This is a genomic window from Chitinophaga filiformis, assembly GCF_021646545.1.
Taxonomy (GTDB): domain Bacteria; phylum Bacteroidota; class Bacteroidia; order Chitinophagales; family Chitinophagaceae; genus Chitinophaga; species Chitinophaga filiformis_A.
The window spans coordinates 119,270-133,379 of record NZ_JAKIRP010000003.1 but is presented as its reverse complement, the minus strand read 5'-3'; the positions used below and the strand labels follow the sequence as shown (position 1 = coordinate 133,379).

At 46.6% G+C, this 14,110-nt stretch carries 9 protein-coding genes; 6 read left to right on the top strand and 3 right to left on the bottom strand.

Annotation, left to right across the window (positions count from 1 at the left end):
* Window positions 1–107: 107 nt before the first annotated feature.
* Entirely contained in the window at window positions 108–800 is a 693-nt protein-coding gene (locus L3C95_RS10360) for an alpha/beta hydrolase (RefSeq protein WP_236386474.1), read from the top strand.
* A gap of 68 nt (window positions 801–868) precedes the next feature.
* Here the strand turns inward: L3C95_RS10360 and L3C95_RS10355 are convergent, their stop codons facing one another.
* The 3 genes from L3C95_RS10355 to L3C95_RS10345 form a co-directional block, all read right to left on the bottom strand.
* Window positions 869–2,377: an RICIN domain-containing protein gene (locus L3C95_RS10355; protein ID WP_236386476.1), complete on the bottom strand. Its 1,509-nt coding sequence runs from the start codon at window positions 2,375–2,377 to the stop codon at window positions 869–871.
* Between the two features lie 26 nt (window positions 2,378–2,403).
* Window positions 2,404–4,110: an RICIN domain-containing protein gene (locus L3C95_RS10350; RefSeq protein ID WP_236386478.1), complete on the bottom strand. Its 1,707-nt coding sequence runs from the start codon at window positions 4,108–4,110 to the stop codon at window positions 2,404–2,406.
* 335 nt (window positions 4,111–4,445) lie between these two features.
* On the bottom strand, window positions 4,446–4,862 hold the full coding sequence (locus tag L3C95_RS10345) for a DUF983 domain-containing protein (RefSeq protein ID WP_236386480.1): 417 nt from the start codon (window positions 4,860–4,862) through the stop codon (window positions 4,446–4,448).
* Window positions 4,863–5,061: 199 nt separating this feature from the next.
* Between L3C95_RS10345 and L3C95_RS10340 the strand changes: the two genes are divergently transcribed.
* The 5 genes from L3C95_RS10340 (at window position 5,062) to L3C95_RS10320 (ending at window position 14,004) form a co-directional block, all read left to right on the top strand.
* Entirely contained in the window at window positions 5,062–8,277 is a 3,216-nt protein-coding gene (locus L3C95_RS10340) for an AsmA-like C-terminal region-containing protein (RefSeq protein WP_236386482.1), read from the top strand.
* Window positions 8,278–8,664: 387 nt separating this feature from the next.
* A complete protein-coding gene (locus tag L3C95_RS10335) occupies window positions 8,665–9,312 on the top strand; it encodes a GNAT family N-acetyltransferase (RefSeq protein WP_236386484.1) in 648 nt (215 codons plus the stop codon).
* Window positions 9,313–9,344: 32 nt separating this feature from the next.
* Complete coding sequence (locus L3C95_RS10330; protein ID WP_236386486.1) at window positions 9,345–11,174, top strand: IucA/IucC family protein; 1,830 nt, start codon at window positions 9,345–9,347, stop codon at window positions 11,172–11,174.
* Window positions 11,175–11,176: 2 nt separating this feature from the next.
* Window positions 11,177–12,682 carry a pyridoxal phosphate-dependent decarboxylase family protein gene (locus L3C95_RS10325; RefSeq protein ID WP_236386489.1) on the top strand — a complete coding sequence of 502 codons (1,506 nt, stop codon included), beginning with the start codon at window positions 11,177–11,179 and terminating at the stop codon, window positions 12,680–12,682.
* A gap of 2 nt (window positions 12,683–12,684) precedes the next feature.
* A complete protein-coding gene (locus tag L3C95_RS10320) occupies window positions 12,685–14,004 on the top strand; it encodes a lysine N(6)-hydroxylase/L-ornithine N(5)-oxygenase family protein (protein ID WP_236386491.1) in 1,320 nt (439 codons plus the stop codon).
* Window positions 14,005–14,110: the final 106 nt, after the last annotated feature.

Sequence of the window (14,110 nt, the reverse complement as noted above, 5' to 3'; positions counted from 1 at the left end):
GTAAATGAAAGTTCGTGTCCTGGAGCATGTTTTTATTGATAATCAATCAGTTAATAGAAGGTATGGCATTTGAACCGGTAATTATCTCATTTAATAAAAACGATAGAATGAAACAGTTGTCAGTTAAAAATGTGGTCATCGTTCATGGTGCATTTGCCGATGCTTCCGGTTGGGAGCCTGCCTACCAGTTACTCCGTGCGCATGGTTTTAATGTTACGCTGGTCCAGAATCCAACCAGTACCCTTCAGGCGGATGTAGATGCTACTGTCGCAGCGCTCGACAGACAGGATGGTCCGGCAGTGCTTGTGGGGCATTCATGGGGTGGTACCGTTATTACACAGGCAGGATTGCACGCTAAAGTAGACAGCCTGGTGTATGTTGCTGCTTTTGTTCCTGATGCAGGCGAGTCTACGCTCGATCTTGTGCAGTCTGCGCCTATATTGGAAGTGAATGGCATACTTCCGCCGGACGAAAAAGGACTTGTCTACCTGGACAAAGAAAAATTCAATGCGACTTTCGCAACGGGGCAAACAAAGGCTAAATCAGACTTTATGTATGATTCCCAGATTCCGCTTACGGTGACCGCTTTTACCGACAAGGTAACGGTGGCCGCATGGCGCTCCAAACCTTCTTATGCGATAATGCCAACAGACGATGGTACGGTAAATCCGGTACTGGAACGTAAAATGTATGATCGGGCAAAATGTAATGTCACAGAGGTGACCGGTGGACATACCTTCTTTATGAATGATCCTGAAAGCGCAGTACGTGTTATTCTCACTGCTGCCGGTGCTAAGTGATCTCCAGCTTAAAAAATAAGGGTGGGCACTTCATTGTCCCACCCTTATACATTAAACGCTGTTATGCATTAAACACGCTTGAATGCCCACAGCTGATGATTGCCCCCATTGTTTGTATACTGTACTACCCGCGCCCCCGGCGTTGTTGATTGCGCCGTTATCTCCAGCACTTTACCGCTTTGTACGCCAGTGATGGTGTAATAACCATTTTTCTGCGCTGTGATCATCCACTTTTGATTATCACCGCCATTATAGTCGTACAACTGCAGGCCAGCTCCATTTAAAAGAGATTGTCCTGTGATATCCAATGCCCTGCCACTTTGCACACCGGTTATCTGGTACTGATTATTACCCAGATGTTTGACCTGCCAGCGCTGGTTTTCACCGTTGTTAGCCGTCCATTGCTGCAGTGGCGTTTCGTTGGCAGCAGATTGTCCGGTGGCGTCAAGTGCTAAATAGCTGTTCTTATTGACGATGTTGTAGATACCGTCCGGTATGGCCTGACCACCTCCTGTATATGGAGCCAGCACTTCTTTCAACAGCGCCGCAGCTTTTGTATGACCAGCTTCGCTGGGATGAAGATTATCCGGCAAATAGTCTGCCGTTGATTGTGCCAGCCATCCTTCTGTATTGATGTAATGCACTTTTTTGTCGCCTGCAATCATACGGTTCTCCACAGCGGTCACTGTTGGCTGTGAACGTATGCCGAGAAAGGTACGCATGACAAATATCTCTGCCTGGGGAAACCTGGAACGGATACCCGCCAGCAGCCCTGTATAAACCTCGCGGAATGTGCTGTCGGAATCTTCATAGTCACTATCGTTTGTACCGAGATTGAGCACCACTATCTGCGGTGTATAGTTCGTAAAATCCCAGGCAGGAGAGGAGGGATAATTTGGTGGCTGTAGCCGGAAATATTGCGCATCCATAGCTGTTCCATGTCTTGGACTACTCACCAGTGCAATGCCGGGATAGGCAATCTGTGTATGTTCAGCCCCCAGTTCTTCCGAGCAAATCCATGCATAGTCAGACACATTGGCCTGATCATTCAGGTATCCTGCGGTAATGGAATCGCCAATGTATTCGATGAGATAAGTACCAGTAGATGGTTTGCTGGTAGCCGCTCCGGCATCGAGTATCAGTCCCATAAAACTGAACAGATAATCATAGTCTCTTCCCTGCGCTACTGCCAGTGTATGTGTACCACCAGCGAGTGGCATAGGTGTAAGATCTATAACACCGCCCGCATTTTTATAAGAGATCCAGGGCCCATTATCGATCCTGGCATAGAAATTACTTGTATTGCCGGTCTTTAGTTTGACAGTAGTGCCTGTAAAGTTCACTTTAAAATAAGCGCCGCCCCAATAACTCGTATAGCGACTGTTATCACTGAAATCCCAGCGTCCGAAATACCTGATGTTAGTATCATCGGGACTACCGCTACCTGCAGCTGCCAGAGCATAAGCAATTTTATCCGGTGTTGCAGTCATGGTATCCTGACCGTTATCCTTCTTTGTGCAGGCATGTAGCATGAGAGAAAGTAGCAGTATAAGATTTACACTTAATTTGCGTATCATGTTTTGCTGTTTTTATAGTACTGTCCTCATGGAGCAGTGATGATCCATTGCTGATTAGTGCCATTGTTCGGAGAATATTGTTCAATCAGCGTTCCTGCTGCTGTGGATAATGCAGGTACTTCTATCACCTTCCCACTCTGCACACCCTGTATCGTATAATAGCCTCCGGCAGCCGGCGTTATTATCCATTGCTGGTTAGCGCCATTGTTATAATCATACAACTGCACTTTAGCGCCATCATCGAGGCTCTGCCCGGCAATGTCAAGCGACTTGCCGCTTTGCAATCCAATGATCTTATAATGGTCCCCGCCAATACTGGTTATTACCCATTGCTGATTAGCACCGCCGCTGTAAGGCCACTGCTGTACAGGCGTTTGATTTACTGTACCCTGACCTTTTGCATCCAGTGCCAGGTTACTGTTGCGGTTAATGATCCGGTAAGTGCCATCAGCCAGCGGCCCTTGTCCGCCGATGATATGTGGGGTCGGATGCGTTGCCTGATAAGGGATCTCACCCTTGATCATTCTACCCGCATCATGCACGAGGCGCAGGTAAAAATCTGATGACACGGCCACTCCGTCCTGGTCAAGATTGACAAACGTCGCGCCTGCGGGGCTCTGTGAAGCGTTTTCTGCCACTTTAAAAATAGCAGTGCCCTCATTCACCTCATCAAACATGGCGATATAAAGACTTTTCGCGCCCACCTTTTTCATTACTGCCACCTGCGCCCACATAAAATCGCCATGGAGTCTTGGTATCTCATTAAAGGGACTGCCGGCATTAGAGTTATGGAAGGAAAAGCCCGGATAGGCAATCGGCTGGTAGTCTATACCATGCGACTCACAATAATCATAATCGCCCTGTATCCATGGCTGATAGGACGCCACCACCTGTGCTGCTACTGCCCATGGCGCCAGCATGTTGAATGATTCATAGACCGTCATGAAGTTGGTGCGGGAAAATACATTAGGTGTACGCCAGTCCATGGGTACACTGCCAATGACATAACAGCCCTGGCTCTTAAACCAGTTGATAACATCAATACAGGCAGCAGAGTCGCCACCACCGGGCTCTTTCGCACCCTTATAACCCATTCCGAATATACATACCACAGGTTTTCCGTTCTGTTTCGCGTACGCCGGGGATGACAATAGGTCCAGGTTGCCAGTAATAGTATTCACCCAATCCGTTTTCAGACGACTTTGCATCTCGGCATCTCCTGAGATATCGTACATGATATAAAACTTTCTACCGGTGGCTTCTGCGGCGGCCCTTACTTTCCGGGCCATCCCATCCCGCTGCGACTTAAAGGGCGGGTCAGACAATTCACCCGTAAAACGTTGCAGGGCGGCACAGTCAATGCCGTTTTCCTGCATCCACCTGAAATGAACATCGACAGTCGACTGGTCGTAAGAAGAGAACATCTTCGCTGGTTGTCCGTTACCCAGGGCAGGGAACGGTGTCTGATAAGTCACTGAATACTCCCTCGTATCGGGCCACATTTCCAGGTTCTGGTGCGTCCAGCGGTCCACAGCTGAGCCATCACCCGGAGCGGTAAACCATCCCTGGTAGCCAACTGTCACTTTACCTACCACATCACCGACAGGGGAACCTTTTAAGGCCGCATCCGCGGTCAATGCTGCAGGTGGCATCGTTTCCGGGTTAGTTTCTTTTTTGGTACAGGCAGATAGCATGGCTAACAATAAGCCTAAGGCAAGACGGGTTTTCTTCATAAGATAAACTGGTTACATGAATGGTTATTTATTCCCGGTATTCCGGTTTTCGCGTCCCTCATGGCAAACCAGGGGCCATATTACTAATGAATTATTTATGAGAACATTCGCTGCGGCAGAGAAGAATTTATTTTACGGTATATCGTAGAATCGTGAATGGTATTATGATGTGAAATAAAACGAGTAAGCAGGATAAGGAAAGAGAGGGGCCAGCAGATGTGTACTTAGGAAATAATCAGAAAAGAAGGGGAAACACAGATAAGAAGAGTTGCGGATAAGCAACAGCAGGTTTAAGGAAGGCCCGCCTGCATTCCTTAAACCTGCCGGCACGATTCTTACGCCAATGTACGTGTCTCCGGCTTATACCTTACAAAAAAAGCCAGCCATATCGTTCTTGATACACGCATAATAGGCGGTTGCAAGAACACCAGCAATACCGCGTTTATTCCCAGCCACCAGAACATCCGGTTGTCATACAAAGAAAATCCTATAATCACCCACCAGGCAACAAATGTTGCCACGCTGAATGCCACTGTCAGCGCGTAGCTAACATAGCCCGTCCCGTAATAAAATCCTATCTCCCGTTCAAAATCCTCACCACACACCGGACAGTGATCATTCATCTCGGTAAAGTGCTTCAGGTTATAAGCATTATCTGATGTAAATATTTTTCCCTTGCGACAGGCAGGACACCTGTTCTGTAGTATGCTGCCCAGCAAGTTAGGCTTATGGTCAAGTTTCGCTGCACACATATAATAGTTGTTTAACTGTACCAAAGGTACTTCAAACCCTCCCGGTCGCTGTGGTGGTATTCAGCTTAATTATGGTATTTTTTACTGATTCGTCGCGGGAAAAGGACAGTACATATAAATTATTTTTATTTTATAGGGGTGCTTTCTATTTTTGTCGTTATAATCACCTAAGACAAGTCTCAACACCATGACGGGCAAGATGCGAAAGAGGGTTCTCCGGATCGTTTTAATACCTATTGCTATCCTGATAATACTGGCCGGTATCGCAATAGGCATACTGTATTCCCAGCAACAACGCCTTATTAATCTGGCAATCAAAGAGTTGAATAAACAGTTGCCCGGCGAGCTGGTCATTGAAGGCAGTACCATCTCCCCCTTTCAGAATTTCCCATACATCTCCATAGGACTGACAAATGTCCGGTTTTTCGCTACCAAGCAAAAGACCGGCAGACCCATGTACCAGCTGGAGAAGCTGTATGTAGGTTTCAGCCTGCCCGATCTACTCAGGCAGAAATACAATGTGAAAGTAATACTACTCAAAAAAGGACACCTCGACCTGGTAAGGGACGTCAATGGTAATCTGAACATTGTTGAGGCTAACAGGATACAACAGGATACCATCGCGACGGCAGAAGCCGAATCCGCATCCCTCGACCTGGATATCAAAAAGATCGTACTGAAAGACCTGGACATTGCTTTTTCAGACAAACAAAGTGGTCAGCACGTTAATACCCATATAGAGAAAGTGAAAACTGCTTTCCGTCTGGACAGCGTGAACATTATTGCGCACCTGGAAGGAGCGATGATAGCCGATTATACCACTCCAACAGATACGTCTTTGTTCCGGCATAAACATGTAAAACTGGACCTCCAGCTCACATATGACCAGCGCCATGAGTTTGTCAGCCTGTCACAAGGTGGCCTGAAACTGGAAGACGCCAGTTTTAGTGTAACCGGAACCGCAGACCTGAAACATGGTAATAACGTCAACTTCAAAGTAAAAGGAGATAAGCCCGATATTGATCAGCTATTGTCCTTTGCTCCCGAATCGGTCGCGGAACAACTCAAGCAGTTCCGTTACGATGGCCGCCTTTATTTCGATGGTATCATTAAAGGAAAACTTTCCGGAGATCAGCTGCCACTGATAAAGATCAACTTCGGATGTGAGAACGGCTGGTTGCTGAACGCCACCGCCAATAAAAAGATCGACTCCCTGGGCTTTAAAGGTTATTATACCAATGGTGCCGAACATTCACTGAAAACCTCAGAACTGCACCTGCTGAGTGTAAGCGCCCGCCCGGAGAAAGGTATCTTCAAGGCCAATTTCGTCATGAAAGACTTCACTGATCCGAAAATGATCATGCAGGTCAATTCTGATCTGGAACTGGAGTTTATAGGCGCATTTCTCGGTATAGCCGACCTGCAGCGTTTAACAGGGCATATCAACCTGAAGATGGATTTTAACGAGCTGGTTGACATGACCGTACCGGAAATTTCTATGGGCAAGCTGAAAGAAGGCATTCAGAGTGAACTGAGCGTAAGTAACCTGACTTTCCGTATTCCCAACTATCCGCATATCATCCACAACCTGAACCTGCATGCCAATATGAAGGGTGGTTTCGTAAAACTGGATACACTGTCCTTCTACTTCGGTAACTCCGATTTTGCCATGAACGGCTCCCTGAGCGATCTGCCTGCACTGTTCCATCAACAGGAAAAACCGGTGCTGGTAAAATTCAATGCACGTAGCAGGAAGATGATCATGAAAGAGTTGTTGTCATACGATTCTATGGTGGCAAAGAAAGCGAAGGAAGAGATCTACGGGTTCAATATAGGACTGTCACTGGAAACATCCGTAAAAGAGCTGCAACACCCTTCTCCGTTGCCTAAAGGCAAATTTAAAATGGAGAAACTGTATGCCAGCTTCAAAGAATATCCGCATGCCTTCCATGATTTCGGAGCAGAGCTTAGTATCAACGATACAGCCCTGTTATTACGCAACTTCGGAGGTATGATAGATAGCAGCGACATACGTTTCAGCGGCCGTGTGATCAATTACCAGCTCTGGTTTGATAAAGTGATGCGCGGAAAGACACAGATAGCATTTGACCTGAAATCGCAGCACCTGGCGATGAAAGATGTACTGGGACCGATCAGTCGCAACTATGTTCCGAAAGACTATCAGCACGAAGTTGCTTCCGGTATATGGCTGCGCGCGAAGGCTGATCTGCGTTACGATTCTATATTCAAATTTGCCAAGGTGAAACTGGCCAATGTATCCGGAGAGCTGCAGGAACACAAGATTAAGGTGGATAGTATCAGAGGTATGGTAAAAGTAGGATCTGATCATTTCCTGAAACTCGATACACTCACGGGCCGTATCGGTAAAACTGATTTCGACATCAGTATGCGCTTGTATATGGGAAAAGATACTACCAGACGTAAAAAAGAAAACTTCCTGCAATTCACTTCCCGTAATCTTGATCTTGATCAGCTGACTAACTATAAATTAACGGCAAATGAGGATGAGGAGACGGTTGTAGCAGCACCGGCGGTAAGCCGTACCGTGATAAAAGATACCACCCATTCCAGTGGCTTTAATATTTTCAAAATACCATTCATTGACTTCCGTGCTACTGTCAATATTGGCAGGGTGAAATACCACCGCCTCTGGCTGAAGAACGTTACCAGCAATATCCGCATGCAGGCCAATCAGCATCTCTACCTGGATACACTGGGCATGGGCATAGCGGAAGGCCAGATAGGCATGAGAGGTCATTTCAATGGTGTTGATCCGAAAAAGATATACTTCCGCAGCAGGATAAGGGTATTTGACGTAAACATCGAAAAACTGATGCTGAAACTCGATCACTTCGGACAGGACTATGTGATTAACAAGAATATAAAAGGCCGTCTCAACGGGCAGGTGAGAAGCCGGATACAGATGCATCCCGATCTCACACCTATCATAGATAACTGTGAAGCGCAACTGGATCTCGATATCCGTAACGGCAGCCTGGTGAACTTTGCACCTATGCAGGCCATGGCAGGTTATTTCAAAGATAAGAACCTGAACATGATCCGCTTCGATACATTGAAGAATAAACTGACGCTGAAGAATGGGATACTGGAAATCCCGAAGATGAATATCAACTCTTCCCTGGGTTTCATGGAGATCTCCGGTAAGCAGTCGCTGGATATGAAAATGGAGTATTACATGCGTATACCATTGAAGATGGTGACACAAGTAGGTTTTCAGTCCCTATTTGGCAGGAAAAAGGAAGAGGTGGACCCTGACCAGGTAGACGCCATTGAATACCGCGATAAGGATAAAAAGGTTCGTTTTATGAATATCAAAGTAACAGGTACACCGGATAATTTTAAAGTCGGATTAGGAAAAGCTAAAAAAGCATAAAAACAACATAAGCCGAAGAAGAAAGCCGCTCAGTAAAATGGAGCGGCTTTCTTCTTTAATAGGCTACTGCGGCGGGCCTTATGTTTGTAACCCCCGGTGCAACCCGGCGTATGTATGTTGGCTACCCAGGGGATATCTTTTTTGCCATATAACGCCCTCGCCAATACGTATAAAAAAACAAAATTCAGTCACACATTTGTTATTCCCGTTTGCGTAAATGAAATTCCCGCTTCGATCAATTGCCCTTATCTTTTTGAAATAGCTTCGCTTATCTAGTGAAATAAAAGACACCTATTTAACCCGTTTTAAAACCATTTTAGCAGGCCACAGTCCGTCAGTTCCTGTGGCCGTCTATAGCGGAAAAACCGATTGATACTATTTTGATTTATGCAACAGAAGCGTAACAAATGTGGTGACCACATACCGGCCTTTCTATGCCCGGAAATCGGCACTTGCTTTGACAGATTGATTCCTTCCAGCGGTCATTTCCATCTCCGGCCATTACAGCTGGATACAGATGTTCCGTTTATCCATGAATGGGTGAATAAACCTTATGCCGTTTACTGGCAGTTGCAGAACAGCACAGTAGAGAAAGTAAGGAATATGTACGGTGATCTTATCAGCACGGAACATATACAGCCTTTCATGGGATTTTATAATGACAAGCCAGCCTTCCTGGTAGAGTTCTACTGGGCGTTTAAAGACAGGATAGGTGAGTACTATGATGTGCAGACAGGCGATTATGGTTTTCATATCCTTATGGCGCCTGCAGATACGCCGGTCAGGAACTTTAGCTGGCATGTCTTTACGGTATTGATGGACTTCATGTTCAGTGAAGAAAAAGTGGAGCGGCTGATTGTGGAACCCGACGCCAGAAATGAAAAGATCCACCTGCTGAATAAACGCGCAGGCTTCGAATATCATCACCTTATCAATCTTCCTGAGAAAACCGCGCATCTGGCTTTTTGCACCAGAGAGCAATATACCACTGCATTGAAAAGAGAACGGCAATTACAATCCGCCGGCACCATTTAACCGCAATTTTAGGATTTAATAAAAACTTTATAATGCATCCCTCACAAGCACTGTCTCCCGGGGGCGCAGTCGCACACCTGCGCCCTGAAGTCTGGAGCAAAGCAAATGCTTTGCATTTACGTAAGATCATCAGCGAATTTGCCCATGAACTTTTAATACAGCCAAAAGAGCTGTTTGTAAAAGACGGTTGGGGCCATTATCTGCTCACGGCAGACGCACCAGGGATCGAATACCGTTTCCGTGCGAAGATCCTGTGTCTTGACCACTGGTACATAGAGAATGGGTCAATAGAAAAGCTGGAAGACGGTAAGAAAGTTCCGCTGGATTCAGCTAGTTTCATTGCAGAGTTCAGTGAAACTATCGGCATCCGGCCAGACATCCTTCCCAAGTACCTGGAAGAGATCTGCAGTACCTTATATGGCAGCGCCTATATGCGTGCACAGAAAGGTCCCGGCTCAGCAGCACTGGCACATGCCGACTATCAGGAAATAGAGCATGCCATGATGGAAGGGCATCCATCTTTCGTGGCTAACAACGGCCGTATCGGTTTTGATGCAGCAGACTACAGGGCATATGCACCGGAAGCAGCAGCGCCTGTTTCTTTACTGTGGATCGCTGGTCATCGTAGCAGGGCTACTTATACCGCTACGGCCGAACTTCCTTATGAGACACTGCTGGCACAGGAACTCGACACAGCCACGCTCGGGAAATTCAACAAGGTGCTGGCCGACCAGGGATTGCAGCCTGCTGACTACGTGTATTTTCCGGTACACCCCTGGCAATGGTACAACAAGATGAACCACATCTTCGCTGCGGATATTGCCACCCGTAATATGGTCTTCCTGGGTACCAGCGATGATACTTACCTGGCGCAGCAATCTATCCGTACATTTTTTAACATCAGCAGGCCTGAGCGTTTTTATGTGAAAGTAGCGCTGTCTATCCTCAACATGGGATTCATGCGCGGATTGTCTCCTTATTACATGCGCACAACACCTGGTGTTACCCAGTGGGTAAGAGATGAGCTGGGAGATGATAAATACCTGCAGGAAAAAGGTTTCATCCTGCTGGGAGAGGTAGCCACAGTAGGCTATCGCAACTTGTTATACGAAAAGGCAGAAAAGAACGACAGTCCGTATAAGAAAATGCTCGCCGCTCTCTGGAGAGAAAGTCCTATCCCCATGTTGAAAAAAGGACAAGGCCTGATGACCATGGCCGCGCTGCTGCACATCGATCGTGATGGTAAGGCGCTGTTGCCGGAACTGATCCGTACCTCGGGACTGGATACTGCCTCCTGGCTGCAACGCTATCTGGATGCCTATCTGAGTCCCATCCTGCATTGCTTTTACTATCATGACATGGTATTTATGCCGCATGGTGAAAACCTGATCCTCATCATGGAGAACAACGTACCGGTGAGGGCGATTATGAAAGATATCACGGAAGAAGTATGTGTTATCAGCAAGGAGAAGATATTGCCTGATGAAGTAAAGCGCCTGGCTGTAGATATGCCTGAGGAGGTGAAGATCCTTTCTATTTTCACAGATGTATTTGATTATATCTTCCGTTACATCGCGCATATACTGGTTGAGCATAGTGCTTATCCGGAAGAGCAATTCTGGGAGCTGGTGGCGGATTGTATACTGGCTTACCAGGCATCCTTCCCTTCATTAAAAGATAAATTCAGACAGCATGATCTTTTTGCACCAGAGTTTATTCGTTCCTGCCTGAACCGTTTGCAGATCTGTAATAATGAACGCATGGTAGATCTGGCCGATCCTGTAGGCAGTCTGCAGTTCGTAGGAACACTGAAAAACCCGGTAGCAGCATTTGCGAAAAATTCCAAATTCCCAATTTATTAACGATGATCAAGAATCAATACAGTGACCTCTTTTATGAAGGCACTGCCAATGAATACAGCAAAGCCATACAACTGGCCAGTGGCTCAGTAGTTAGGTTCCTTGAGAAGAACAGAAAACCATTCAGCGGTATTACACCTGCACAGCTGAAGACGGCATTTGAACAGGTAGACCTGAATACACCCTTGTCTGACTATGAAAGCCTGCTTTCCGAAGTGGAGCGCCTTTATTCTGATCATGCAGTAACATTCCATCTGCCGCAATACATCGCTCACCTGAACTGCCCGGTGGTGATACCGGCTATTGCAGCAGAAGTGCTGATCTCTGCCATCAACTCCTCCCTCGATACCTGGGACCAGAGTGCAGGTGGTACATTGATAGAGCAACGCCTGATAGAGTGGACATGCAGTGAGATCGGTTTTGATAATAACAGTGATGGTGTGTTCACCAGTGGTGGTACGCAGAGTAACCTGATGGGCCTATTACTGGCAAGAGATCATTACGCAAAGGAACGCCTGCGTTATAATATCAAACAGAAAGGATTGCCTGCGGAATCTTCCCGCTTCAGGATATTCGTAGCAGCTACCGGGCATTTCAGTATTCAGAAGAACGCTGCATTACTGGGGCTGGGTGAACAGTCAGTTGTCAGCATACCCGTGGAAGGTTATCGTATGAATGTGGCGCTACTGAAAGAGGCTATTCAGCAGGAGCTGGAGGAGGGCAATATCCCTATTGCCGTAGTAGGCACTGCCGGCACTACTGATTTTGGCAATGTGGATCCCCTGGAAGAAATAGGACAACTGGCCGCCCGCTATAAATTGTGGTTCCATGTGGACGCCGCTTATGGCTGCGGATTGCTGCTTACTTCCAGGTACCGTCATCTGCTGAAAGGCATAGAATTGGCCAACTCTGTAACGGCAGACTACCATAAGTCATTCTTCCAGCCGGTCAGCAGCAGTGCTTTCCTGGTGAAGAACAAACGCTCACTCGATCTGCTGACACATCATGCAGATTATCTCAATCCAAAGGAACATGACGAAGATGGATTGCCTAATCAGGTGAATAAATCCATCCAGACCACCCGGCGCTTTGATGCATTGAAGCTTTGGTTCACACTCCGCCTGATGGGTAAACAGAAACTGGGCAGTTATATGGAAACGATCATTGATACTACTGCTAAAGTAGCAGATATGATCAGCCAGGACGCAGAACTGGAACTGGTAAGTTATTCCGATATCAGTGCACTGGTGTTCCGTTATTTCCCTGCCAGTCTTGATGAAGCAGATGTTACAGAAGTGAACCTGCATATCAAAAAGGAAATGCTGAAAGATGGTGCTGCATTACTGGCTGGTACACGTATCAACGGTGCTTTTTATCTCAAGTTCACTTTACTGAACCCGCTTACCACGACGGAAGATGTAGCGAAGTTGTTGTCCATCATCAAATCTCATGGCGCCGCATATATGAGGCAGCACCGGGAAACACTTTATGATAGAAGAGAAATCGCATAATTATGAACACTCCACATACATACGATATTATTGGTATTGGCATAGGACCATTCAATTTAGGCCTGGCTGCTTTGTTACAGCCCGTCAGCAGTATCAATGCCGTATTCTTTGACCAGGCGTCGGCATTTGACTGGCATCCGGGCCTGATGCTAAACAATGCCACCTTACAGGTACCTTTCATGGCCGACCTTGTAACCATGGCAGATCCGACCAGTGAATACAGCTTCCTGAATTATCTGAAACAATCAGGACGTTTGTATAAGTTCTATATCAGGGAGGACTTTTTTATCCTGAGAAAAGAATACAATGCCTATTGCAAATGGGCGGCGGAAAAGCTGTCAACATGCCGTTTCTCGCACAAGGTTATTGCGGTGCATTATGAAGATGACAGGCAGTTATATGCAGTAACTACAGTGCATACAGTAACAGGTAAAACAGCGCTGCACTATACCCGTAAACTGGTATTGGGAACCGGTACGCAGCCCTATCTGCCTGCATTTGCAACGAAGGGTATATTGCCGGATGTGATCCATACTTCAGCATATCTCAACTATAAAGACAAGATAGAAGGAAAGCGTTCCGTGACAGTGATAGGCTCGGGACAGAGTGCAGCAGAAGTGTTTGCCGACCTGCTGCCGCTGGCACAAGAAGGAATGCAGCTAAACTGGTTCACCCGCCCTGACAGGTTCTTTCCGATGGAGTATTCAAAACTGACATTAGAACTGACTTCGCCTGAGTACGTGGACTATTTTTACAGTATGCCGGCAGAAAACAGACAAGCGTTATTATCCAAACAGAATCCCCTCTTTAAGGGTATTAACTATGACCTCATCAACCAGATCTTCGATACTTTGTACGAGATGAGTGTTGACCGGGATATTTCACATATACAGTTACGTCCCAATGTACAGCTGAATGACATCAGTGCCAACGGTAACGGTAGCTATACGCTTCATCTGACACAGGTGCAGCAGCAACAATCATTTACGCAGGAAACAGATTTTGTGATCCTTGCCACTGGTTACAAATACCGTGAGCCGGCTTTCCTTGAGGGTGTCAGCGAGCGTATCATCAGAAGGGGAGATCAGTTGTTTGACGTACAACGGAATTATGCCATAGATCTTCATGGTGATGAGATCTTCGTGCAGAATGCAGAATTGCATACGCATGGATTCGTGACGCCCGATCTGGGAATGGGCGCGTACCGCAACTCCTGCATCATTAATACAATAGCAGGAGAGGAGATATACCATGTAGAAAAGCGCATTGCTTTCCAGCAATTCGGGGTAGACGCTTCCATACCAGCTATTACAGCTATATAAAGAAACACACGGGACATTGTTCAATGAAATGCAGGAGGCATAACGTCTGTTGGCGTTGTGTCTCCTGACCCTCTTCATGACTGAATCGTCATACAAAAGATACTGT

What these genes read in the sequence shown, in the direction of transcription:
- L3C95_RS10325 (WP_236386489.1), top strand. Translation starts at nt 11,177, where the DNA reads ATGATCAAGAATCAATACAGTGACCTCTTTTATGAAGGCACTGCCAAT.
- L3C95_RS10355 (WP_236386476.1), bottom strand. Translation starts at nt 2,377, where the DNA reads ATGATACGCAAATTAAGTGTAAATCTTATACTGCTACTTTCTCTCATG.
- L3C95_RS10330 (WP_236386486.1), top strand. Translation starts at nt 9,345, where the DNA reads ATGCATCCCTCACAAGCACTGTCTCCCGGGGGCGCAGTCGCACACCTG.
- L3C95_RS10335 (WP_236386484.1), top strand. Translation starts at nt 8,665, where the DNA reads ATGCAACAGAAGCGTAACAAATGTGGTGACCACATACCGGCCTTTCTA.
- L3C95_RS10340 (WP_236386482.1), top strand. Translation starts at nt 5,062, where the DNA reads ATGCGAAAGAGGGTTCTCCGGATCGTTTTAATACCTATTGCTATCCTG.
- L3C95_RS10345 (WP_236386480.1), bottom strand. Translation starts at nt 4,862, where the DNA reads ATGTGTGCAGCGAAACTTGACCATAAGCCTAACTTGCTGGGCAGCATA.
- L3C95_RS10350 (WP_236386478.1), bottom strand. Translation starts at nt 4,110, where the DNA reads ATGAAGAAAACCCGTCTTGCCTTAGGCTTATTGTTAGCCATGCTATCT.
- L3C95_RS10360 (WP_236386474.1), top strand. Translation starts at nt 108, where the DNA reads ATGAAACAGTTGTCAGTTAAAAATGTGGTCATCGTTCATGGTGCATTT.
- L3C95_RS10320 (WP_236386491.1), top strand. Translation starts at nt 12,685, where the DNA reads ATGAACACTCCACATACATACGATATTATTGGTATTGGCATAGGACCA.